Annotated in this window: 16 protein-coding genes; 9 read left to right on the top strand and 7 right to left on the bottom strand. The window is 75.3% G+C overall.

The genetic code is table 11. The features are described 5' to 3' along the window. Positions 1–114 precede the first annotated feature (114 nt). Complete coding sequence (locus ACFUEL_RS12430; protein WP_380236084.1) at positions 115–993, top strand: phosphatase PAP2 family protein; 879 nt, start codon at positions 115–117, stop codon at positions 991–993. A 93-nt stretch (positions 994–1,086) separates the two neighbouring features. On the opposite strand, the gene ACFUEL_RS12425 is transcribed toward ACFUEL_RS12430, so the two are convergent. Both ACFUEL_RS12425 and ACFUEL_RS12420 read right to left on the bottom strand, forming a co-directional pair. After that, on the bottom strand, positions 1,087–1,959 hold the full coding sequence (locus ACFUEL_RS12425; protein ID WP_380236082.1) for a transcriptional regulator: 873 nt from the start codon (positions 1,957–1,959) through the stop codon (positions 1,087–1,089). A gap of 61 nt (positions 1,960–2,020) precedes the next feature. Then, positions 2,021–5,437, bottom strand: a complete 3,417-nt coding sequence (locus ACFUEL_RS12420; protein ID WP_380236081.1) for a hypothetical protein — start codon at positions 5,435–5,437, stop codon at positions 2,021–2,023. A 142-nt stretch (positions 5,438–5,579) separates the two neighbouring features. Between ACFUEL_RS12420 and ACFUEL_RS12415 the strand changes: the two genes are divergently transcribed. From ACFUEL_RS12415 to cas6e, 6 genes are all read left to right on the top strand, one after another. Continuing rightward, positions 5,580–5,765 carry a hypothetical protein gene (locus tag ACFUEL_RS12415; protein WP_380236080.1) on the top strand — a complete coding sequence of 62 codons (186 nt, stop codon included), beginning with the start codon at positions 5,580–5,582 and terminating at the stop codon, positions 5,763–5,765. Positions 5,766–6,077: 312 nt separating this feature from the next. Further along, on the top strand, positions 6,078–7,613 hold the full coding sequence (locus ACFUEL_RS12410) for a type I-E CRISPR-associated protein Cse1/CasA (protein ID WP_380236079.1): 1,536 nt from the start codon (positions 6,078–6,080) through the stop codon (positions 7,611–7,613). After that, positions 7,606–8,157: a type I-E CRISPR-associated protein Cse2/CasB gene (gene casB / locus ACFUEL_RS12405; RefSeq protein ID WP_380236078.1), complete on the top strand. Its 552-nt coding sequence runs from the start codon at positions 7,606–7,608 to the stop codon at positions 8,155–8,157. The genes ACFUEL_RS12410 and casB overlap by 8 nt, the downstream gene beginning before the upstream one ends. A 4-nt stretch (positions 8,158–8,161) precedes the next feature. Then, the gene (locus tag ACFUEL_RS12400) at positions 8,162–9,496 is read left to right on the top strand and encodes a type I-E CRISPR-associated protein Cas7/Cse4/CasC (protein ID WP_380236077.1); all 1,335 of its coding nucleotides are present in this window, start codon (positions 8,162–8,164) and stop codon (positions 9,494–9,496) included. Further along, positions 9,493–10,395: a type I-E CRISPR-associated protein Cas5/CasD gene (gene cas5e / locus ACFUEL_RS12395; RefSeq protein ID WP_380236076.1), complete on the top strand. Its 903-nt coding sequence runs from the start codon at positions 9,493–9,495 to the stop codon at positions 10,393–10,395. Before ACFUEL_RS12400 ends, cas5e begins: the two co-directional genes overlap by 4 nt. After that, complete coding sequence (gene cas6e, locus ACFUEL_RS12390; RefSeq protein WP_380236074.1) at positions 10,392–11,144, top strand: type I-E CRISPR-associated protein Cas6/Cse3/CasE; 753 nt, start codon at positions 10,392–10,394, stop codon at positions 11,142–11,144. The genes cas5e and cas6e overlap by 4 nt, the downstream gene beginning before the upstream one ends. 42 nt (positions 11,145–11,186) lie before the next feature. Here cas6e and ACFUEL_RS12385 read toward each other — a convergent pair whose 3' ends face one another. The 5 genes from ACFUEL_RS12385 to ACFUEL_RS12365 form a co-directional block, all read right to left on the bottom strand. After that, entirely contained in the window at positions 11,187–12,155 is a 969-nt protein-coding gene (locus ACFUEL_RS12385; protein ID WP_380236073.1) for an ABC transporter permease subunit, read from the bottom strand. Further along, positions 12,152–13,051, bottom strand: a complete 900-nt coding sequence (locus tag ACFUEL_RS12380; protein ID WP_380236072.1) for an ABC transporter ATP-binding protein — start codon at positions 13,049–13,051, stop codon at positions 12,152–12,154. The genes ACFUEL_RS12385 and ACFUEL_RS12380 overlap by 4 nt, the downstream gene beginning before the upstream one ends. Continuing rightward, positions 13,048–13,437 carry a GntR family transcriptional regulator gene (locus ACFUEL_RS12375; RefSeq protein WP_380236071.1) on the bottom strand — a complete coding sequence of 130 codons (390 nt, stop codon included), beginning with the start codon at positions 13,435–13,437 and terminating at the stop codon, positions 13,048–13,050. The genes ACFUEL_RS12380 and ACFUEL_RS12375 overlap by 4 nt, the downstream gene beginning before the upstream one ends. A 216-nt stretch (positions 13,438–13,653) precedes the next feature. Then, positions 13,654–14,208: an acetate uptake transporter gene (locus tag ACFUEL_RS12370; protein ID WP_380236070.1), complete on the bottom strand. Its 555-nt coding sequence runs from the start codon at positions 14,206–14,208 to the stop codon at positions 13,654–13,656. 277 nt (positions 14,209–14,485) lie between these two features. Then, complete coding sequence (locus ACFUEL_RS12365; protein WP_380236068.1) at positions 14,486–17,035, bottom strand: SpoIIE family protein phosphatase; 2,550 nt, start codon at positions 17,033–17,035, stop codon at positions 14,486–14,488. Positions 17,036–17,540: 505 nt separating this feature from the next. Here ACFUEL_RS12365 and ACFUEL_RS12360 point away from each other — a divergent pair. After that, on the top strand, positions 17,541–22,004 hold the full coding sequence (locus tag ACFUEL_RS12360) for a HAMP domain-containing protein (RefSeq protein WP_380236087.1): 4,464 nt from the start codon (positions 17,541–17,543) through the stop codon (positions 22,002–22,004). 202 nt (positions 22,005–22,206) lie between these two features. Beyond that, on the top strand, positions 22,207–22,842 hold the full coding sequence (locus ACFUEL_RS12355; RefSeq protein WP_380236086.1) for a two-component system response regulator: 636 nt from the start codon (positions 22,207–22,209) through the stop codon (positions 22,840–22,842). Positions 22,843–23,093 lie beyond the last annotated feature (251 nt).

Raw genomic sequence — 23,093 nt, 5'->3', positions numbered from 1 at the left:
GGGGACCCTGTGGGAGAGTAGGACGCCGCCGAACAATCATTGAAGGAAAAGCCCCCCGACGGGACGTCGGGGGGCTTTTTCGCGTTCCCGGGCAGAGCCGGGTAGCCTGCGCCAATGCAGAACCTGACGTTGACGTGGCAAACCTCGGCCGGTGCCTCCGCGGCGCTGTACGCTGCGGCGTTCGCCGTCAGGAGGGGTGTGGCCCGGCGGGCCGGCGGGGAGGTGCGGCGTCGGCGGGCGGGGATGGCGGCGGACGTGCTGCGGGAGGCGGGGACGCTGCTGGCGTTGTTCGCGCTGTGGCAGGTGGTGGGGCACCTTTCGGTGATGGGGACGGGCCACGCGTTGGAGCGGGCCGAGTGGATCCACCGGACGGAGGGGGAGCTCGGGCTGCCGGACGAGGCGGCCTGGCAGCGGGCGGTGGTGGGGCATCCGTGGCTGGTGCAGGGGGCGAACTACTACTACGCGACGATGCACTTCGGCGTGATGCTGGTGGTGCTGCTCTGGCTGTTCCTGCGGCACCGGGCGCGGTACGCGTGGGTGCGGACGACGGTGGTGGCGACGACCGCGGTGTGCCTGCTGATCCAGTTCGTTCCGGTGGCGCCGCCGCGGATGCTGCCGGGGAACGGGTTCGTCGACCTGGCGGAGCAGTACGGGCAGTCGGTGTACGGCAGCGCGGTGGCGGGTGTGGTCGCGGACCAGCTGTCGGCGATGCCGTCGGTGCACGTGGCGTGGTGCGTGATCGCGGCGGTGGCGGTGGTCTCGGTGGCGCGCGGGCCGTGGCGGTGGCTGATGGTGCTGCACCCGGTGGTGACGGTGTGGGTGGTGGTGGTGACGGCGAACCACTTCTGGGCGGACGGCCTGGTGGCGGTGGTGATCCTGCTGACCGTGTACCTGGTGCAGGCGGCGGTGTCGGGGTGGCGCCAGCGGGAGGACGTGCCGCCGGGGGACGTGGCGGAGGAGCAGCGGGAGCGCAGCGCGGTGCGGCCGGGCTGAGAGCGGCCTGCGGGCTCCGGGAGGCGGCGGTGCTGGAACACGGGTTCCGGGGCCGCCGTCGGCGTTTCGCCGGGTGAGGGACCGGGTGAGGGGTCAGCCGGGCTGGGCGGAGAGCAGGGCTTCGGCGAGGGCGGTGCGGTAGTAGCGGCCGGGGGTGCTGGTGCCGGCGACCAGGCGGGCGTCGAGCAGGACGCCGAGGTGGTCGTGGACGGCGGCCGGGCCGAGGCCGGTGAGGGCGGCCAGTTGGGCGGTGTCGCGCGGGCGGTCGAGGCCGGCCAGGAGGGCGGCGCGGGCGCCGCCGAGCAGGCGGCCCAGGCTGGCGGGCGGGGTGCGGGGGCCGGGGACGGGGGCGGCGGAGGTCGGGTAGACGACGGTCAGGCGGGCGTGCGACTCGTCCGGGCGGAGCCAGCCGTGGCGGGCGCTGGTCGGGACGAACAGCAGCTCGGGGGCGGCGGGTTGGAGCGGAGGGAGGCCGGGGGCGGTGAGGCGGAGGCTGCCGTCGGGGAGCCAGCGGTGCTGCGGGCCGAGGTGGGGGAGGGCGGCGGGCCAGCCGTGTCGCGCGGCGCGTTCCCGGCGGGTGGCGAGGTCGGTGCGGAAGGCGCGTAGGCGGGCGGGCCATTCGGGGCGGACGACGTGCTGCCACGTCCAGTCGAGGAGGTCGGCGAGCGCGGGCGGCAGGTCGGCGGGGAGGTCGGGCAGGCGGGGGTCGGCGTCCGGGTCCGGGGCGGGCAGGGGCAGGGCGGCGGGCCAGTCGGCGGGTTCGCGGGCGGTGAGCCAGGGGGCGGCCTGCGGGGCGGTCGCGAGGTGGGCCCGGAAGGCGGGTTGGTGGTCGGCGAGCCAGCCGCGGCGCCAGGGCTCGGGGCGGATCTCGGCGAGGACGCCGACCGCGGCGACCGTCTCGACCAGGGGGGAGAGCGCGAAACGGCATGCGGCGAGGCACTCCGCGCCCAACAGCCACTGACCCATGCGTTCCCCTCCGCACGCAGACAGTAGCAACCGGCGACGGGTGAGGGGGGCGAATGCGGGATCACTCCGGAGCGGGTGGGGCGGGTGGAGCGGGCGGGGCGGGACGGGCGTGCGCGGCGACGAGGTCGCCCAGCGCCGGGAGGGCGTCGGGGGCGAGCGCGGGCAGCAGGGGGAGGACGGGCGTCCAGGCGCCGTCCCGGAGGAGGGCGTCGAACAGCGGGCGGGCCGGGGACGGGTCGGGGTCGGGGCACAGGGCTTGGCAGAGGCTGGTGAGCGGGTCGTCGGCGTCCAGGACGGCGGGGGCACCGCTGAGCACCTTGGCCCCGGCGGTGAGGGCGGCGATCCGGGTCGCCCGGTCCGGGGCGGTGGCGGCGATGCGCAGGACCGCGTCGGGGTCGCGGTCGAGGGCGGCGAGCAGGGCGCGTTCGGTGTGCCGGGCGTGTTCGGCGCGCAACTGGGCCTTCCACTGCGGGAGTCGGGCGGTGGCGGCGGGGTCGAGCGGGATGCCCAGGCGGTGCAGGAGGGAGAGGACGACGATCGGCTCGGCCCGGTGGGGACGGTGGGTGGGGCGGCTCGCGGTGCGCAGCAGCTCGGCCGGCGCGCCGGTCGGCCGGTCGGGGTGCGGGTGGTCGGGGTGCGGGTGGGCGAGCAGCAGGGCGGCAAGCGGGCGCAGTCGCCGGGAGGCTTCGGCGGACAGGCTACGGGCGGCGGTGTCGGCCAGGGCGGCGGCCCGGTCGGGGGCGAACCGGCGCAGTCCGGCGGCGACCAGGGGCGTGTCGGCCGGGTCGGCGAGGGACAGCGCCCGGTCGGGGTCGCCGGCGTGGGCGAGGGCCTGGGCGACCGTGCGGCGGGTGGCGGGCCGCGGTCGGTCGGTCAGGAGGCGGGCGGCCGTGCGGGCGTGGGCGAGCGCCTGCGCGAGGTGGCCGCCGAGCGCGCAGCCCAGGGACAGCGCCGCGTGGCGGGCGGCGCGGGTCTCGGAGTCCGGGGCGGCCCGGAGCAGGCGGCGGGCCCGGGGGAGCGCGCCGGCGGTGCCGAGTGCCCGGAGCAGGGCCAGGGTGTCGGCTTCGGCGAACGGGGTGGGGCCGTCGAGGCGGAGGGCGCGGAGGGCAGCGGTGGCCTGGGCGCGGGCGAGGGCCGGGTTGCCGGTGAGGAGGGTGCGGCGGGCCCGGACGAAGGGGTCGGCGCCGGGGCCGGCGGGGGCGGCTTCGGGGGTGGGTTCGAGGGCGGTGCGGGCCCGTTCGGTCTGGTCGTCGCCGAGGACGCCGGTGCGGCCGGCGGCCCGGTGGGCGTCCAGCAGGCGGATCGTGCGTTCGGGGCGGGAGTCGACGGCCGCGGCGCGTTCGGCGAGGGCGATCCGGGTGAAGGTGGCGGACAGGTCGAGCCGCAGGTGGGCCCGGTCGGCGGGGCTGAGCGGCGCGACCAGGGCGGGGGAGAGCCGGTCCCAGACGGTGCGCATGGCGTCGAGGGCCTTGCGCGGGAACCCCTGCTCGGCGAGGGCGGACACTTCGACGGCGCGGGCGGCGGCCGCGGCCAGCCGGTGGTCCGGGTCCGGGTCGGCGGTGAGCCCGGCGAGTTCGGCGAGCGCCCGGTCGCGGAGGGGCTTGTCGGCGATCCGGGAGGTTGCCCGGGAGGCCGGCCGGGCGGCGGTCGTGGAGGCGGTCGCGGAAGCGGTCCGGGCGACGGTGCGCAGGATGTCCGCGGCGACCTGGGCGTACTCGGGGCGGTCCTCGGCCAGGGCGAGCGCGTGGTCGAGCAGGGCGGTGAGCGGGGCGTCCGGGTCGTGGGCCATCGCCTCCGCCCGGGTGGCCAGGTCGGCGGCCCCGCTGCGGGCCACGGCCCGGAACAGCGGGCCGGCCGCGTCCGCGCGGCCGAGGCGGGCCAAGGTGCGGGCGGCGTCGGCGAGTTCGGCGCAGGCGTCGGCGGTTTCCGGCGTCCGGGGGTCGTACGGGTCGGTGCGGTCGAAGAGCGCGGCGGCCTCCTCGGCGCGGGTGGCGGCCGTCGGGTCGTGGCGGTCCGCCTCCGCGAGGGCGGCGGCCAGGTGGGCGAGGGCGGCGGCGCGGGCCGGGCGGGCGGGGACGGCGCGGGCCAGGGCGAGCGCGTGCGAGGGCTCGCCGAGCAGGGCGAGCACGGCGGGGGCCCCGGTGGGGACGGGGAGCAGGCGGCGGCGCAGCAAGTCCCGGGCGGCGGTGAACAGCAGCCCGGTGTCGGGGAGTTGGTCGAGGGCGAGCTCCGGCCCCAGGGTGTCGGCGAGGCGGCGCTGGCGCTCCGGGTCGCGCAGGAACGCGTCCCGCTCCGCCGGGCCGTCGAGCAGGCGCAGGTGGTCACCGAGCAGGTGGGGCGGGGTGTCGGCGGGCCGACGGGCGTTCCGGAAGGACGCGGCCCAGGCGTGCAGGCGGGCGGTGCGGTCGTCGTCCCCGGGGCGCGGGCCGGGTGCCGGGGGCTCGAGGGCCGGACGGAACGCGCCGGGCGTCCGGGGGTCGGTGAGCACCGTGCGGTTGTCGCGGTGGGTGAGCAGGCGGCCGATCTCCTCGACGGGGGCGCCTGTGAGCTGCGCCAGGTCCTGCGGGCGCAGCCCGCCGCCGGTGCGGGTGAGGAAGGCGAGGACCTCGCGGTTGAGCGGGTCGTCGTCGAACCGGGACGGCGCCGGGGCGGCGGGCGGCAGCCCGGCGGCGGGGGCGAGGAGGCGGCAGCATTCGCGCAGCCGCAGCGGGTGGTCGGCGGGCAGGTCCGGCGGGAGCGGATCGGTGCGGCGGGTGGTGACGGCGATCCGCACGCCGTCCGGGAGCCGGGCCGGGAGCAGGGCGGCGACGCTGCGCGGCTCGGCGGGGCGGACGTCGGGGTGGGGCGGCCAGCCGGGGTCGGCGTCCAGATCGTCGATCAGCAGCAGGAGGAGGCGGTGGCCGTCGGTGCGCGTCCGGGCGGCGGCTTCGCGCAGGAGGCGGGCCGGGTCAGCGGTGGAGGAGGTGGCGTCCAGCAGCTCGTGCAGGGCGCGCAGGAAGCCGTTCCGGGTGTGGGTGCCGGCTTCGGCGGACACGGCCTGGTAGCGGGCGTCGACTCCCGGTGCCGGGTCGCACTCGTAGTCGGCGAGCAAGGTGCTCTTCCCGTGCGGGAGTTCGGCGTGCCACCACAGGTACGCCGGTGCGTCGGCGGCGGTGGCGCGGGCGAAGGCGTCCAGCTCGGTGGGCGGGTGGAGCGCGCCGGGCCGCTGCCGGCGGTGCTGCTGATCGCGGGCCTCGCGCCGGGCGGCGTCGAGGGCGAGTTCCCAGGGGCGGGGGTCGTGGCCGGGCGGGGCGTAGCGGTCGAGCAGGGCCCGGAAGAGCGCGCTGTCGTTCGGCGCGTGGGTGCCCAGGCACCAGCGCTGGAGGGTGCGCCGGGGCAGGCCGGGGACGGGCTCGCGGAGCCCGGGGAACGGGGTGAGCAGGGCCCGCAGCATCGCGCCCAGGTGCTCACGGGCGGCGTACGGGGAGGTGCCGTTCATCTTCCTGCTGTCCTCCTTCTCTGCATAGACCGCTCTGACCTGCGGAAACGTCGGACGGGCCGTCGTGACCGGCGAGAGCCGTCCGGGAAGCTCGGGTCATCGACCGCCGCCGGTGGCAGGTCGGAACGAAAGGGCGTGCCAGGTGATCTCCCTGCTCGACGAGGCGGCCGGAGCCGCCGTGCTGACGGCCGCGGCCGGAGCGCTCTACAGCCTGCTGCTCGCCGCGGTGGCGCTGACCTCCGTGCTCTCCCGCTCGGCGGCCCGGCGGCGGGACGCCCGCGAGACGCTGCGGATCCTGATGCGGCGGCGCGGGACGGGGGCGGGGTGAGACGGACGGGACGGTCCGATGTCACCACGTCCGGCCCGGGGGCGGTGGCGAAGGCGAGCGGATTGTGCGCTCGCTGCCCGGAGTTGACGGATCCCGACGTGTTCCGCCCGCCTTTGTGCCGGATCCCTCCGGCTCGGCGCATCCCACCTGCCGGCCCGGCACCGGCTGCTAGCGTTCGATCGAGCTGGGTGCCAACTTCCTTCCCCGGCAGGCGTATTCCGTGTGAAGTGGGTGGGTGGCGCGTTGCCTGCGGTGCATTCGCCGGCTGGGGCCGGAGTGCGGGTCGGGTGGGATCCGCGGTGGGAGCCGTGGGTGCCGGTGGTGACCTGCGCCGGGGAATCGGTGTCGGTGGGGCTGTGCGAACTGTTCGAGCGGTCCGAGGAGTTGGCGTCGATCGCCGGGGGCACGCCCGGGGAGGCCGTCGCGGTGCTGGAGTTCCTGCTGGCGGTGTGCTTCGCGGCGGGGGAGCACCCGGCGAGCGCGCGGGAGTGGCGGGAGCGGGTCGAGGGGCGGCGCGGGTTCGGCGGGGCGGCGGCGTGGCTGGCGGGCCGGGCGGACGGTGACTGGGACCTGTTCGATCCGGAGCGGCCGCTGGGGCAGAACGCGCTGCTGCGCGAGTCGTTCGAGGACTCGGCCACCGGGGTCGCCCAGCTGGTGATCGAGCGGACGGGCGACTACCTGCAGTTCTTCGACCGGCACCACCTGGAGGACGGCGGGTCGCTGCCCGCGGCGGAGGCGTTCCGCGCGGTGCTGACGCAGCACGTGTACGCCCCGTACGGGCGGGGGCGGATCAGCGGCGGGAAGCTGGGGCCGGCCGTCACCAACCTGGCGACGGGGCGGCTGCTGGGGCGGATCCGGGTGGTGGCGCTCGGGGCGACGGTCGGGGAGACGCTGCGGCTCAACCTCTACCCGCACGCGGGGGAGACCGGCCGGCTGAACACCACCTGGACCACCGGCCCGGTGGCGCGCCGCACCTTCGGGGCGAAGGCCGTGCCCCGGGCGCCGCAGGGCCCGGCGGACCTGCACAGCGCGCTCGGGCGGTCGATCCTGCTGCGGGGCCGGCTCGACGGGCGGCACGGCGCCGTGGTGGACCGGGTGCTGATCGGGGCGGGCGAGGTGCTGGAGCTCGACCCGGTGCGGCACCTGACGGACGCGGTGCTCGTCCGGACGACCGCCGGAGCGGAGAAACCGCTGTGGCCGTCGCCGAGCCGGGCGCTGTGGCAGGACGCGCACGCGCTGTACGCGGCCGTGAAGGAGCGGCTACCCGGGCTCTACGCGCTGCTCGGCTCGCTGGCGTACGAGCACGAGGGCATGGACGTGCCCTACCGCCTGTGGGCGGTGGGGCTGATCGCGAACAAGACGCTGCCGGTGGCCTGGGTCGAGGGCTGCTTCCCGTACGCGCCGGGGATGGCCGAGCACCTGTACCTGGCGTCCTCGCGCGGGTCGCGGATCGCCGAGTTCCTGGCCGCCCGGCTGAAGCGGGCCGCGCTGGTGGCCTCGCAGACGGTGCACCCGGCGAAGGCGCCGGCGGACGAGGCGGCGCTGGTGGCCCGGTACGACGCGCGGTGGCGGTTCTGGGCGGCGGCCGGCGAGACGTTCGACGCACTGCTGGACACGGTGGCCGACCTCGGCCCGCGCCGGCCGCCCGGCGCAGCCGCCGGGCCGGTCGCGGCGTACGCGGAAACCCTGCTGGCGACGGCCCGGGAGCAGCTCGCCCAGCGGCTGGAGTCGCTGCCGCCCAACGACCGCGGCCACCTGGCGCGCTCCCGGGCGGTGCGCCGGTTCGAGGACGACCTCGCCGCCGACGACGCGCCCGCCGAGATCCGGGAGCTGGTGGCCGGTGACTGAGACCGAGGACTTCGCCGCCCCCGAGGCGTACCCGCACGACAGCGAGGCGCTGCTCGCCTGGCTGACCACGCTGGTGCGCAACCGCGACACCGGGACGCTCGCCGAACTGCGCCGCACCGGGACGCGGACGGACGCGCACATCAGGGCGGGCTGGTACGGCGGGGACCGCCACCGGGACCTCTTCGAGCGGGTGGCGTTCCTGTTCGCGCTGTACCACCAGGGGCGGGGAACGGCCGCGTACGGGTACGGGAGCCTGGGGGCGGCGGCGGCCCGGATCGGGGACGGGGGCGGGCGCGGGCCGCGCAACCCCGGTGCGCAGCGCCTGGTGGAGCGGGTGGTGGCGAGCCGCCGGGTGCCGTGGCGGCACCTGCAGCACACCGTGGTGCGACTGCGCACCTGCGAGCAGCCGCCGCCGTCGTGGACGGGGCTGGCCGAGGACCTGATCCGGTGGAACGACCGGGAGGCCCGCGTCGCGTACTGGTGGTCGGTGGACTTCCACGCGCCGCCGGGCCGGCGGCGGGCACAGCAGCAGAAAAGGACGTGACGGCGTGAACGCTGACGATCGGAGCCCGTTCCTCTCGCTCCACCTGTTGGAGACCCTGGTCGCGGTGCTCCCCGTGCGCGACGAGACGGGGCAGCCGAAGTCCCTGGTCTACGGGGGAGTCGAGCGGCACATGATCACCAGCCAGGCCCGGCGCCGGGCCGAGCGGGTGCACGCCAGGAACCGGGCGAACGCCGGGGTCGGGGCGCTGGGCGGGCACAGCATGGGGATCCGGACCAGGGAGTGGGCGCTGCTGACCGGCGAGGAGCTGGTGCGGCGGTACGGCTGGGGGCAGGACGAGGCGGTGGCCACCGCGCGGGCGGTGATCGAGGCGTGCGGGCTGAAGTTCGGCGACCCGGCGAAGCGGACGGTGGCCAACCTGACCAAGGTGCTGGTGTTCGCGCCGGCCGACGCCGGGGCCCGGATCGCCGCCCACCTGGACGCCCACCGGGGCGAGTTGACCCGATGGCGGGAGAAGTACCTGGCGGCGCAGCGGGCCGGGAAGCCCAAGCGCGGCGCCGCACCGGAGCCGGAGCCGGACGCCGAGCCGGACGCGGAGGGCGGGGCGCCGGCGGGCCGGCCGCTGCCGCTGCCGAAGCCGACCCGGGACGCCGTGCTGCTGGCGCTCGCCCCGCGCGACGCGGTGGACATCGCGCTGTACGGCCGGTTCCTGGCCGAGATCGCCGATTCGCCGAACGTGGACGGCGCCGTGCAGACCGGGCACGCGTTCACCGTGCACGCCGCCGAGCAGGTCGAGGACTTCTACGCGGCCGCCGACGACGCCAAACTCGCCCGCAGGCGCGGCGCGTTGGGCTTCCTGGACGCCGCGGACGACGCGGGCGCGGGCATGACGGGCTACCAGTCGCTGATCTCCGGCACCTTCTACCGGCACGCGGTGCTCGACCGCGAGCAACTGCGGGCGAACCTGCGGCGGGCCGGGATGGCCGAGGAGGAGGTGGAGCCGACCGCGGCCGCCGCCGAGCGGGAGTTCGTCACCGCGTTCGTGGAGGCGTTCCCGGAGGCGAAGAAGAACTCGACGGCGTCCACCGGCTCGCTGCCGGTGCTGGTGCTCGCCTTCGAGGGCGGGCGCCCGTACAACTACGCCGGGGCGTTCCAGCGGCCGGTCGACGAGAACCCGCCCGGGGGCGGCGGCGAGGGCCCGGCCGGCCCGGCGGCGGTGCGCCGGCTGCTGCGGCACCACCTGTTCGTGGCGGGCCGGCGCCCGGACCTGCGGCACGCCCGGGTGCTCACCTACGACCCGGAGATCGCCGACCTGCTGGAGGAGTGGGCGCCGGCCGACCGGATCGGGGTGGCGGTCGGCGTCGAGGGGCTTCTCCCGTGACGGCGCGGGAGGCGCAGGGGGCAGCGCAGGCGGACGGGCCGTACGTGCTGCTGATCCGGCTGGCCGGGCCGCTGCAGTCCTGGGGCCTCCAGGGCCGGTTCGCGCAGCGCGACACCCGCACCCGGCCGACCAAGTCGGGCGTGGTCGGCCTGTGCGCGGCCGCCCTCGGCCTGGACCGGGACGACCCGCTGACCGGCCTGCGGTCGGCGCTGTTCGGGGTGCGGGCCGACCGGCCCGGCACCCTGGTGCGGGACTACCACACGGTGGGCGGCGGCCGGTACCCGCTGCGCCCGCGCGACCTGATCACCGACCACCGCCGGGCCGCCGCGTACGAGCACCTGGAGGCGTCCGACCCGCCCGCCCGTCCGGGCACCTTCGGGCGGCGGCGCGAGCCGTCCTGGTACGGGGCGCCGAAGCTGATCGCCGCCGACCCGGCCACCGGGGCGCTGGTGGCGGGCAAGGTGGCCCGGCACCCGATGCTCAGCGAGCGCTGGTACCTGGCGGACGCCGCGTTCCTGGCCGGCCTGCAGCACACCGACCGGGAGCTGCTGGAGCGCACCGGCCACGCCCTGGAGCACCCGAAGCGGCTGCTGTGGCTGGGCCGCAAGGCGTGCCCGCCGTCCGGCGACCTCGCGCTCGGGGTGGTGCCCGGCACGCTCCGCGAGGTGTTCGGGCGCCGGGCGCCGCTGCCGTCCGCCGACGGCCTCCCGGCGCCGGACGGCCGGCCCTGGGCCTGGTTCGAGGACCCGGCGCCGCGCCCCGGGGCCGGCCCGGTGCACGACCAGCCGACCGCGGCCGGCTACCCGGACGGCGGGCCCGTGCACGGCTACCGCTGGGAGACCCGGCAGCGCCTCACCCTCGCCCCGGACGCCGTCGAATGGGAGGACCTGGTCCTGTGAACAGCACGCGAACCCCGGACCCGGCCCCGGCCCCGGCCCGGCTGGTCACCACGCACACCCTGCTCACCCTGGACGCCCGGCACCCGTACACCGCGAAGGCGCTGATCGACGTGCAGCAGCTGCACCGGGTGGTGATGGGCGGCTTCCGGGGCTGGGTCGAGGACGGCAGCCCGGACGCCAGGGCCCAGCTGCGGGCGCTGTTCGGCTGGACGGTCGACCTGCGGCGGGCCCGGCTGGCGCTGGTGGTGCAGTCGGCGGTGCCGGGCGACTGGTCGGGCCTGCCGCGCGGGGTGCTGGCCGAGCAGCCGGAGAACCTGCTGGTGGACCGGGAGTTCCGGGCCGGCGAGCGGGTCGACTTCCGGACGGTGGTCAACCCGGTGGCCAGCCGCACCGCGGGGCACGTGCCGGGCAGCGGGCCGACCGGCGGGACGGTGCGCGGGACGCGGAAGGCGCTGAACCGGCCCGAGCAGGTCAAGAACTGGTTCGTGCGGCGGCTGCAGCCGTCCGGCGCGCCCGCGGTGGCGCCGGACGGGGTGGTGCGGATCGGCGCGGACACCGACCCGGAGCGGCTGGCGCTGCGGATCCTGCCCGGGGTCTCGGGCCGGCGCGCGCAGCGGAGCCTGAAGCTGGCCCGGGCCGAGCTGCGCGGCACGCTGACGGTGACCGACCCGGCCGCATTCGTCGCGGCGCTCACCCGGGGCGTGGGCCACGGGCGGGCGTACGGCTGCGGGCTGGTGCTGGTGCGCTGAGCGGCGGGGCCGGGCCGCCCGCGCGTTCCCGGCGGCGGCGGGTCAGCCGAGGCGGCGGCGCAGGCCCCAGCGGGTGAGCGCGGTCAGGGCGGCGGCGAGGACGAGGTAGAGCGCGGTCTCGATCCACTGGAACGCCCAGTAGCGGCTGTTGGGGTGGTAGGCGAGGGAGACGTGCAGGTTCGCCTCGGCGGCGCAGGGGTCGAGCTGGGGCAGGCCGTCCGCGGCCTCCTGCCGGCAGGGGGCGGTGGCCCGGGTGACGGTCTGCCCGGTGGAGGTGAGCACCGGCTGTTCGTCGACGAGGTTCCAGGCGTGCGGGGCGTGGACGGCGGCGCGCACCGGGGCGTCGTCCGGTCCGCCGAGGGTCATCTTGTGCGCCCGGTACAGCTGGACGCCGGTGACGGCGGCCTCGGCGCGGACGGGCGCCATCAGGTGCGGGCGGACCGCGAGCGGCACCAGTACCTGGACGGCGGCGAACAGCAGCAGGGTGGCGGCCATCGCGGGCACGGTGCGGCGGACGAACAGGCCCAGGCAGACGCCGAGGGCGAGCGCGAAGGCGGTGTAGCCGACCGGGACGACGCCGCGGGCGGCGAAGGTGGTGGCCCGGAAGGGGTCGTCCGCCCGCTGGTCGACCGGCCCGGCGTACCAGGTCACGAACAGGCTGAGCAGCCCGGTGGCGGTCAGCGCGGCGGCGGCCACGGTCAGCAGGCGGATGGTCAGCCAGCGGTGGCGGGTGACGCTCTGGTTCCAGATCAGCCGGTGGGTGCCGGTCTCCAGTTCGCGGGCGATCATCGGTGCGCCCCAGAAGGCGCCGATCAGCGCGGGGGCGAGCAGCACCAGGGCGTTGACGGTCTGGAAGGGCGCCTCGGAGACCACGCTCGGGCCGGTGAGCACGCCCCGGGCCCGTTCCCGGGCCGGGCCGCCGAAGTGGAACAGGTAGCCGGCGGTGGCCGCCAGGGCGAGGGCGGCGGCCAGGAACTGGGTGCGGTACTGGCGCCAGGTCAGCCAGGTCATCGTTGCGGCTCCAGGGCGGGGCGGTGGTCGGCGGTCTCGGGGTCGGCGGTCTCGGCGGCGGACATGTGCAGCAGGACGAGGTCCTCCAGGCCGAGCGGCTCCATCACCCAGGACGGGTCCTCGACGGGGGCCTCGGCGCGGACGGTGAAGCTGCTCTGCCGCCCGGTGTGCTCGGCGTGCAGGACGTGCATCCCGGCGGGCAGGGTGTCGGCCGCGCGGCGGGCGGTGGTGAGCCGGAAGTGGGTGGCGAGCAGGTCGTCGATGCCGCCCTCGGCGCGGACCGTGGAGTCGGCGAGCACGATCAGGTGGTCGCAGACCCGTTCCAGGTCGGAGAGCAGGTGGGAGGAGAGCACCACGGTGGCCGCCGGTTCGGACTCGGCGACGAACTCCATCAGGTGTTGCAGGAAGGCGCGCCGGGCCAGCGGGTCGAGGGCGGCCACCGGCTCGTCCAGCAGCAGCAGTTCGGGCCGCTTGGCGACGGCCAGGGCGAGCGCGAGCTGGGCGCGCTGGCCGCCGGAGAGCCGGCCGGCCTTCTGCGCGGGGTCGAGGCCGAGCTGCCGGACGCGCCGTTCGGCGAGGGCGGCGTCCCAGCGCGGGTTGAGCCGGGCGCCCAGCCGCAGGTGGTCGGCGACTGAGAGCGCGGCGTACACCGGGGTGTCCTGGGCGACGAAGCCGACCCGGGCGAGTTGGCCGGGCGGGGCGCCGAACACCTCGATGCTGCCGCTGGTCGGGGTGAGCAGGCCGCAGGTGAGCTGCAGCAGGGTGGACTTGCCGGCGCCGTTCGGGCCGACCAGGCCGACGACGCGCCCGGCGGGGACGCTCAGGGTGCAGTCGGTGAGCGCCTGGCGGCGCCCGTAGCGCTTGCCCAGCGCCCTGGCTTCGACGATCGCGGTCATCTCTCCTCTTCGGTGGTGCTCCGTACGGTCTGGCGGAACAGTGCCTCGATCGACTCCTCATCCAGCCCGGCGGCCCGGGCGGCGGCCAGCCAGCGGGCCAACTCCTGCCGCAGCGGCTCGTGTTCGGGCGCCGCGGGGGTGCCGAGGGTGCCGCTGACGAAGGTGCCGACCCCGGGCTTGGGGGAGACCAGGCCCTCGTTCTCCAGCTGGCGGTACGCCTTGAGCACGGTGTTGGGGTTGATCGCGACCTTCGCCGCGACCTCCTTGACCTTGGGCAGCCGGTCCCCCTCGGACAGCAGGCCCAGCCGCAGCGCCTGCCGCACCTGGTGGACCAGTTGCAGGTAGGGGGCGACCCCGGACCGGGGCTCGATGTGGAACTCGATCACCGCAACCTCATTTATCTAGGTTCCTAGCACTATAGAACTGAAGGGTCGTCAGTCGTGTCAAGTGAATGATCGCAAGCGGGAGTTGACCTGCGGACATGCCGGAGCCCGGGCGCCGTGGGGGTGGCGTCCGGGCTCCGGGACGAGCGGTGGTGCGGGACGAGCGGTGGTGCGGGACGAGCGGTGGTGCGGCGGTGCGGCGGTGCGGCGGTGCGGCGGTTACCTGACCGGCAGGGCGACCTTGCCCCAGCGGCCGCCGGTCAGTTCGGCGGTGGCCGAGTACCAGGCGGCCAGGCCGGCCACGGCGGCGACCCAGCCGCCGACCTTGCCCCAGCCGGAGGCGTCGCCGAAGGCCCCGATGGCGCTGAGCACCAGGGAGACCGTCAGCAGGCCGTAGACCGCGCGGGTGAGCTGGCCGGCGCCCCAGGAGGCGGCGGTCAGGGTGAGCGCCAGCAGCGCCCACAGCAGCAGGAACAGGCCCGCGGTGTTCTTGCCGGCCGGGCCGGCGGCGGCCCAGGTCGCCCAGAAGGCGCCCAGGGTGGTGAACGCGGTGCCGCTGAAGCGGTCGCCGCCGCGGAACTGCCAGAGGCCGGCGACGAACAGCGTCACGCCGCCGACCAGGTCGGCCAGCGGGGAGGCGCCGCCGGCCGAGGTGCCGCTGAGGACACCCGTGCCGAGCAGGCCGTACGCCAGCAGAGTCAGACCGAGGGCCAGGTAACCGAGCGGACCCGCGTCAGCGGATCGGGCGTTCGCCCCGGAGGCTTCATTGCTCACCGGAGGCTCCTTTCACTCTGCGCCAGGGCATGGCGAGGTCACGGTGAAAAGTGGGTGTGCTGAGGTGGTGCCGGGTGCCGGGTCGTGGGCGCACCGGAGAGAGGGTGCGGCGGCTGCGGCGAATGAGAGGGCCGGCGGCTCGGCCGCCGGTCACGCCCTCCGGGGTGGAAGCCCCCGGTGCTTACGGTGTACCCGGCGCACCGGTTTTGTACCCTTGTGAATCACTCAGGATGAGCAAGTGTGAGCAAACCGTGACCAGTTCGGGCGGGCGATCCGGTCAGTTCTGGCGCTGGGTCGGAATCCGCAGCGTCAGGATCGCCATGTCGTCGGACGGCGGCTCGGGCGCGAACCGCTCCACCGCCCGGTGCACCCGGGCCGCCACCGCGCCCGCGGTCAGGCCCGCGCAGCCGGTCAGCACCTCGGCCAGACCGTCGTCGCCGAGCATCCGGCCGCCCTCCCGGCGCTCGGTCACGCCGTCCGTCACGCACAGCAGCACCTCGCCCGGGGCGAGCACCAACTCCTCGGCGGTGAGGTCGAGTTCGTCCATCACGCCGAGCAGCGGCTGCGGCGAGGCGGCCTGGTCGACCTGCCCGTCGACGCGCAGCCGCAGCGGCAGCGGGTGGCCGGCGCAGACCAGCGAGAGCGCGGTCGAGCCGTCCGCGCGGGGCGTCAGCTCGCCGTACAGCAGGGTGAGGAAGCGGGCGCGGCTGCCCTCGTCCAGGATCGCCGCGTTCAGCCGGGTGAGCACCTGCGGGGCGTCCAGGCCCTCGCGGGCCAGCAGGCGCAGCGAGTTGCGGGCCAGGCCGGTGACCGAGGCGGCCTCCGGGCCGGTGCCGCAGACGTCGCCGATCGCGAAGCCGTAGGTGCCCTCGCGGATCGGGAACAGGTCGTAGAAGTCGCCGCCGACCTCGTTGCCCTCGCCCGCGGCCTGGTAGAAGACCTCGACCTCGACGCCCGGGATCTTCGGCAGCTCCGGGGGCAGCAGGGCGCGCTGGAACGCCTGGCTGGTGGCGGTGCGCTCGGAGTAGAGGCGGGAGTTGTCCAGCGCCAGGGCGGCCCGGCGGGAGAGGTCCTCGCCGAGCTCCAGGATCTCCTGGCGGAACCGGACGCCGCGCCGGGTGCCGAGCACCAGCAGGCCGATCACCCGGTTGCGGGCGGACAGCGGCATGACCACCGTCTCGCCGAGCTCCGGGCCGACCGGGTGGCCGATCGCCCGTGCGGTCTCGGCCGGCGCCGTCCACGGGCGGGCACCCGGGCTGGGCTCCGCCTCCGGACAGGGGGACTTGTCGAGCAGGGCGCGCAGCGCGTCGATCCGGTCCTCGTCCTCGTGCAGCACGAAGGCGAGGTCGGAGCGCGTCGCCTGGTCCGGCGTGGTGTAGACGGCGCACCAGGAGGAGAGCGTCGGGACGGCCATCTGCGCCATCAGGGCGAGCGTCTGCTCGTGCTCCAGGGTGCCGGCCAGCAGGTCGGACGCCTCCACCAGGAAGGACAGCGAGCCGCGGCGCAGCCGCTCCAACTCGCCCAGCCGGGCGCTCTCCAGGGCCAGCGCGATCCGGTCGGCGGCGAACTGCAGGCGCAGCGCGTCCTCGTTGTCGTAGCGGCCGGGGGCGGCCGCGGCCACCCCGAGCGAGCCGGTCAGCCGGCCCTCGACCTTGAGCGGCACGGTGATCAGCGAGCGCAGGTCGGTGCCGTCCAGCAGCGGGGCGGCGCCGGACGGGCGCACCGCCAGGTCCTCGTGGACGGCGGGCAGCCGGGCCGAGTCGAAGCGGCCCGCGCCGGCGTCGACCGGCAGCCGGGAGAAGCGCCGGGACGGGCCGGCCAGGCCGGTCGCGGCGCGCAGCTCGAACTCGGTCTCGTCCTCGCTGGTGAGCAGCAGGTAGGCGGCGTCCGCGTCGAGCAGGTCGCGGGCCCGCTCGACGATCCGCTGCAGCAGGCTGGACAGGTCGTCGGGGGAGACCGGGCCGACCAGCAGGTCCAGCGGCTCGACGGCGGTGGTGGCGCCCTCCACGGCGGCGCCCGGGGTGCCGGGGGTGCGCAGCACCGCGCGGTCGGCCTCCCGCACCAGCAGGCAGGCCACCGTCGGGGTGCCGGCGCTGTCGCGCAGCCGCACGTGGGTGCCGTACACCTCCTGCACCGCGCCGTCGCCGCCGCGCACCGCGTACGAGCCCTCCCAGCGGGCCAGGCGCAGGGTGTCGCCGAGGCCGAGGCCGGGGGTCTGCGGCCAGACGGCCAGTTCGGCCCAGGGGCGGCCGAACACGGCGTCCGCGGGTCGCTGGAAGAGCGACTCGGCGTCGGCGTTCCAGTGCCGCACCCGCCCGTGGTCGTCGAGCTGCACCACGGCGACCCGCACCGGGCCGTCCGCGGCCGGGAGCTCGCCGCCGGGCAGGCTGGGCAGCGCGTACCGGGTGCCGGGGTGCTGCTCGGGCAGGGCGAGGCGGAACCAGACGGTCTTGCGGCCGGCCGCGTACTCCACGCCCCAGCTGCTGGACAGCGCCGAGCACATCAGCAGGCCGCGGCCGCCCTCGCCGTCCGGGTCGGCGTACCGCTCGGAGTTCATCGTCACGTTGGCGAAGGAGGGCAGGCCGCGCTCCGGGTGCCGGTCGCTGACCTCGATCCGGACGGTGTCCTCCTCACGCAGGCAGACCACCTCGGCGGCCGTCCCGGCGTGCACCACCGCGTTGGTGACCAGCTCGCTGACCAGCACCACGGCGTCGTCCACCACCTCGGGCACGCCCCACCCGAGCAGGGCGTCCCGGACGAAGCCGCGGGCCGCGGCGGCCGACCGGTCGACCGGTTCGAAGGTGGCGGCTGCGCGCGCGGTGACCACGGCCACGTCTCCTCTGCTGCTGGTCCGACGGACGGTTTCGGGCGGTGCGGCGGACGGGGGCGGCGTCGCCTCGGCCCGGTGCGGCCCTCCACCCTACTTTCCGGTTGGTACCCAGTGGGGCCGGGGCGCCGAAACAGGCCCCAGGGAGTGATTTCGTTCACCACTTTCCCTGGTCGCCGGGAAAACCCTCCGCAAGCGGTCCGACACCGGGTGCCAGTGCTGTCACACTGGGGGGTCCGCGTGCCGTCACCGCCGCAGTACGGTCGAGGGGGACGGCGCGGGAGCGACGGCCGGACGCCTTCTCCTCCCGCGGCGGTGAACCGAGTCAGGACCTGGGAGGGCCCCGTTGAGTTCGGCGACCAAGGACGTGTCCGGTACGACGACCGCCGCTGCGCGCGGCGCCCGCCCGGTGCCGCCGTCGCGGGCCGGCGGCGGGCGGCGCCCCGGCCCGGGGCGCGGGGCCGAGCCCGCGGAGCTGCGCAAGCTGCTGACCGCGCTGACCGCGATGCGGGACGGCAACTTCCGCCGCCGGCTGACCTTCCCGGGCGACGGCCTGCTGGCGGAGATCGCCGCGGTGTTCAACGAGGTCGCCGACCGCAACCAGCACCTCACCGGTGAACTGGCCCGGGTGCGGCGGGCGGTGGGCCGCGAGGGCCGGCTGTCCGAGCGGCTGGAGAGCGGCATCGGCGAGGGCGCCTGGATGGCGGCGGTCGACAACTGCAACGCGCTGATCGACGACCTGGCGCGGCCGATGGCCGAGGTCGGCCGGGTGCTGTCCTCGATCGCCGAGGGCGACCTGACGCAGAGCATGGAGCTGCGCTCGCTGCACACCACCGGGGCCAGCTACCCGCTGCGCGGCGAGTTCCTGAAGGTCGGCCGGACGGTCAACGGCCTGGTCGACCAGCTCTCCGAGTTCACCGACGAGGTGACCCGGGTGGCGATCGAGGTCGGCACCGAGGGCAAGCTCGGCGGCCAGGCCCGGGTGCGCAGCGTCTCCGGCTCCTGGAAGGACCTGTCGGACTCGGTCAACACCATGGCCGGGCGGCTGACCGCGCAGGTGCGCAACATCGCCGAGGTGACCACCGCGGTGGCCCGCGGCGACCTGTCGCGCAAGGTCACCGTCGACGTCGACGGCGAGATGCTGGAGCTGAAGAACACCGTCAACACCATGGTCGACCAGCTCAACTCGTTCGCCGCGCAGGTCACCACGGTGGCCCGCGACGTGGGCACCGAGGGCCGCCTCGGCGGCCAGGCGCAGGTGTCGGGCGTGGCCGGCGTGTGGCGCGACCTGACCGACTCGGTGAACTTCATGGCGGCCAACCTGACCGCACAGGTCCGCAACATCGCCGAGGTGACCACCGCGGTCGCCAAGGGCGACCTGTCGCGCAAGATCGAGGTCGACGCGCGCGGCGAGATCCTGGAGCTGAAGAACACCATCAACACGATGGTCGACCAGCTGTCCGGGTTCGCCGAGCAGGTGACCAGGGTCTCCCGCGAGGTGGGCACCGACGGCATCCTCGGCGGGCAGGCCCAGGTGCCCGGCGTGGCCGGCGTCTGGAAGGACCTCACCGAGAACGTCAACTCGATGGCGAACAACCTGACCAGCCAGGTCCGCGGCATCGCGCAGGTCACCACCGCGGTCGCCAAGGGCGACCTGTCGCAGAAGATCCAGGTCGACGCCCGGGGCGAGATCCTCGAGCTGAAGAACACCATCAACACCATGGTCGACCAGCTCTCGGCGTTCGCCGACGAGGTGACCCGGGTCGCCCGGGACGTCGGCACCGAGGGCATCCTCGGCGGCCAGGCCAGCGTGCCCGGGGTCTCCGGCACCTGGAAGGACCTCACCAACTCGGTGAACCTGATGGCCAACAACCTGACCAGCCAGGTGCGTTCGATCGCCGAGGTGACCACCGCGGTGGCCCGCGGCGACGTCTCCAAGAAGATCACCGTCGACGCGAAGGGCGAGATCCGCGAACTCGTCACCACCGTCAACACCATGGTCGAGCAGCTGTCCGCGTTCGCCGACGAGGTGACCCGGGTCGCGCGCGAGGTCGGCACCGACGGCATCCTGGGCGGCCAGGCCCGGGTCTCCGGCGTCTCCGGCATCTGGCGCGACCTGACCGACAACGTCAACCTGATGGCGTCCAACCTGACCAGCCAGGTCCGCAACATCGCCGAGGTCGCCTCCGCGGTGGCCCGCGGCGACCTGTCCAAGAAGATCGCCATCGACGCGGCGGGCGAGGTCGCCGCGCTCGCCGACACCCTGAACACCATGGTCGACCAGCTGTCGGCCTTCGCCGTCGAAGTCACCCGGGTCGCCCGCGAGGTCGGCACCGACGGCATCCTGGGCGGCCAGGCCAGCGTGCCCGGCGTCGCCGGGATCTGGAAGGACCTGACCGAGAACGTCAACCTGATGGCCAACAACCTCACCGGCCAGGTCCGCAACATCGCGCTGGTGATCACCGCCGTCGCCCGCGGCGACCTCTCGCAGAAGATCGACGTGGACGCCCGCGGCGAGATCCTGGAGCTCAAGACCAGCATCAACACGATGGTCGACCAGCTCTCCGCGTTCGCCGACGAGGTCACCCGGGTCGCCCGCGAGGTCGGCACCGACGGCCGCCTCGGCGGCCAGGCCCGCGTCCCCGGCGTGGCCGGCACCTGGCAGGACCTCACCGAGTCGGTGAACGAGCTGGCCAACAACCTGACCCGGCAGGTGCGCGCGATCGCCCAGGTCGCCACCGCCGTCACCCGCGGCGACCTGTCGCCGCGGATCAACGTGGACGCGTCCGGCGAGCTCGACGAGCTCAAGGACAACATCAACCAGATGATCGCCAACCTGCGCGAGACCACCCGGACCAACAAGGAGCAGGACTGGCTCAAGTCCAACCTGGCCCGGATGTCCGGCCTGCTGCAGGGCCGCCGCGACCTGTCCGCCGTCGCCTCGCTGATCATGAGCGAGCTCACCCCGGTGGTCTCCGCCCAGCACGGCGCCTTCTTCCTCGCCCAGCCGGCCGGCCGGGCCGCCGAACTCGTCACCGAGGACGACGACGAGAACGACGTCGTGCTGCGCCTGATCGGCTCCTACGGCTACCACCGGCGCACCATGCCCACCACCTTCCGGCTCGGCGAGGGCCTGATCGGGCAGGCCGCCGTGGAGAAGCGGCCGATCGTGCTCAAGGAGACCCCGCCCGGGTACCTGAAGATCTCCTCCGGCCTCGGCGAGTCCTCCCCGGCGCACGTGGTGGTGATGCCGGTGCTGTTCGAGGGCCGGCTGCTCGGCGTGATCGAACTCGCCACCTTCTCCAGCTTCACCACCGTCGCGCTGGACTTCCTCAACCAGATCGCCGACCAGATCGGCGTCACCGTCAACACCATCTCGGTCAACACCAAGACCGAGGGCCTGCTGCTGGAGTCCCAGCGGCTGACCGCCGAGCTCTCGATGCGCTCCGCCGAACTGGAGGCCCGCCAGGAGGAGTTGGAGCGCACCAACGAGGAGCTCCAGGAGAAGGCCGAGCAGCTCGCCCAGCAGAACCGCGACATCGAGATCAAGAACAGCGAGATCGAGGAGGCCCGGCAGATCCTGGAGGAGCGCGCCGAGCAGCTCGCGCTGGCCTCCCGCTACAAGAGCGAGTTCCTCGCCAACATGTCGCACGAGCTGCGCACCCCGCTCAACTCGCTGCTGATCCTGGCCAAACTGCTCTCCGACAACAACGAGGGCAACCTGTCGGCCAAGCAGGTCGAGTTCGCCGAGACCATCCACGGCGCGGGCTCCGACCTGCTCCAGCTGATCAACGACATCCTCGACCTGTCCAAGGTCGAGGCCGGCAAGATGGACGTCCGCCCGGCCCGGATCGCGCTCGTCCAGCTGGTCGACTACGTGGAGGCCGCGTTCCGGCCGCTGGCCGCCGAGAAGAACCTGGACTTCGCGGTCCGGGTCTCCCCGGACCTGCCGGTCACCCTGCACACCGACGAGCAGCGCCTCCAGCAGGTGCTGCGCAACCTGCTCTCCAACGCGGTGAAGTTCACCGACGCCGGCGCGGTCGAGCTGATGATCCGCCCGGTGGCCGGAGCGGAGATCCCGCAGCACGTGCGCGAGCAGCTGCTGGAGTCCGGCACCATGGCCGACCCGGACGAGCCGCTGATCGCCTTCTCGGTCTCCGACACCGGCATCGGCATCCCCGGCAACAAGCTCCGGGAGATCTTCGAGGCGTTCAAGCAGGCCGACGGCGGCACCAGCCGCAAGTACGGCGGCACCGGCCTGGGCCTGTCGATCAGCCGGGAGATCGCCCGGCTGCTCGGCGGCGAGATCCACGTCGAGAGCGAGATCGGCCGCGGCTCCGCCTTCACCCTCTACCTGCCGCTGCGCAGCGAGGGCCCCGAACCGGTCACCCTGGAGCGCGCGGGCGCCCCGCGCGCCCTCGAAGCCTCCCGCACGCCCGCCGAGCAGTGGACCCAGGAGGCCCGCGGCCTGGTCGAGGAGCGCCGCCGCTCCACCGTCGAGCGCCGCCGCACCCCGGACGCCCCGCGCGCCACCGAGGAGACCGTCCCGCGCCAGGGCGAGGCGTCCCGCACCGCCGCCGCCCCGCCCCGCTTCGACGGCGAGCGCGTCCTGATCGTCGACGACGACATCCGCAACGTGTTCGCCCTCACCAGCGTGCTGGAGCAGTACGGCCTGACCGTGCTGTACGCGGAGAACGGCCGCGAGGGCATCGAGATGCTCGAGCAGCACGAGGACGTCGCCCTGGTGCTGATGGACATCATGATGCCCGAGCTGGACGGCTACGCGACCACCGAGCAGATCCGCCGGATGCCCCGGTTCTCCGGCCTGCCGATCATCGCGCTGACCGCCAAGGCGATGAAGGGCGACCGCGAGAAGAGCCTCCAGGCGGGCGCGACCGACCACATCACCAAGCCGGTCGAGACCGACCACCTGCTGGCGGTGATGCGCCAACACCTGCCCGTCAGGTGACCGCCACCCGCGGAGACCGGTTCCGGCTGGCCCCCGCGGGCGGGAACCCGGTAGGGTCACCGCTCGTTGCCAACAGTGACCGGACGGTGACGCCCGGCACCGGGCCTGTGGCGGGCAAGGGGGTACGGCTAGCATGACCGGGGCAGTGATGGGCGGTACGAAGGTGCCGGCCCTCGGGAAACAACCGGCAGGAGGGCGGGTCCTGGTGCAGAAGGCGAAGATCCTCCTGGTCGACGACCGTCCGGAGAACCTGCTCGCCCTCGAGGCGATCCTCTCCGCGCTCGACCAGACCCTGGTGCGCGCCTCCTCCGGCGAGGAGGCGCTCAAGGCGCTGCTCACCGACGACTTCGCGGTGATCCTGCTGGACGTGCAGATGCCCGGCATGGACGGGTTCGAGACCGCCGCGCACATCAAGCGCCGGGAGCGGACCAGGGACATCCCGATCATCTTCCTGACCGCGATCAACCACGGTCCGCACCACACCTTCCGCGGCTACGCGGCCGGCGCGGTCGACTACATCTCCAAGCCCTTCGACCCGTGGGTGCTGCGGGCCAAGGTCTCCGTCTTCGTCGACCTGTACCAGAAGAACACCCAGCTGAAGGAGCAGGCCGCGCTGCTGCGCCTGCAGCTGGAGGCGGGCGCCGAACCGGCCATCGGCGGGGCGCTGCTCGGCGAGCTGTCGGCCCGGCTGGCCGCCGTCGAGGAGCAGGCCGAGGCGCTCACCAAGCAGCTGGAGTCGGGCTCCGACGGCCCCGCCGCCGCGACCGCCGCGCACCTGGAGCGGAAGATCGCCGGCCTGCGCGGGGCGCTCGACGCGCTGCGCCCCGGCTCCGGCTGACGGGCCGTCGGGGTCACCCGTCCGGGTGGTTCCCGGGCGGCTGACGGCGCGTCGGCGGCGCAACCCGCCGAAGTGCGCCCGAGCGTGTCCGCGGCCCGAGTGCGCCGGTAGGCTGCCCCCATGGCCACACGAACGCCCGGAAGCGCCGCCGCACGCACCAGCAAGTCCGGGCCGGCCAAGGGCGCGCCGGCCGGGAAGGCGCCGGCGAAGAAGGCCGCGCCCGCCAAGAAGGCCCCGGCGAAGAAGGCCGC

Origin of the sequence: Kitasatospora sp. NPDC057198 (assembly GCF_042670125.1) — a bacterium.
Taxonomy (GTDB): domain Bacteria; phylum Actinomycetota; class Actinomycetes; order Streptomycetales; family Streptomycetaceae; genus Kitasatospora.
This window is presented reverse-complemented; position numbering and strand designations above follow the sequence as displayed.

Coding starts and splice junctions, on each gene's coding strand:
- ACFUEL_RS12430 (WP_380236084.1), top strand. CDS start 115: ATGCAGAACCTGACGTTGACGTGGCAAACCTCGGCCGGTGCCTCCGCG.
- ACFUEL_RS12425 (WP_380236082.1), bottom strand. CDS start 1,959: ATGGGTCAGTGGCTGTTGGGCGCGGAGTGCCTCGCCGCATGCCGTTTC.
- ACFUEL_RS12420 (WP_380236081.1), bottom strand. CDS start 5,437: ATGAACGGCACCTCCCCGTACGCCGCCCGTGAGCACCTGGGCGCGATG.
- ACFUEL_RS12385 (WP_380236073.1), bottom strand. CDS start 12,155: ATGACCTGGCTGACCTGGCGCCAGTACCGCACCCAGTTCCTGGCCGCC.
- ACFUEL_RS12380 (WP_380236072.1), bottom strand. CDS start 13,051: ATGACCGCGATCGTCGAAGCCAGGGCGCTGGGCAAGCGCTACGGGCGC.
- ACFUEL_RS12360 (WP_380236087.1), top strand. CDS start 17,541: ATGCGGGACGGCAACTTCCGCCGCCGGCTGACCTTCCCGGGCGACGGC.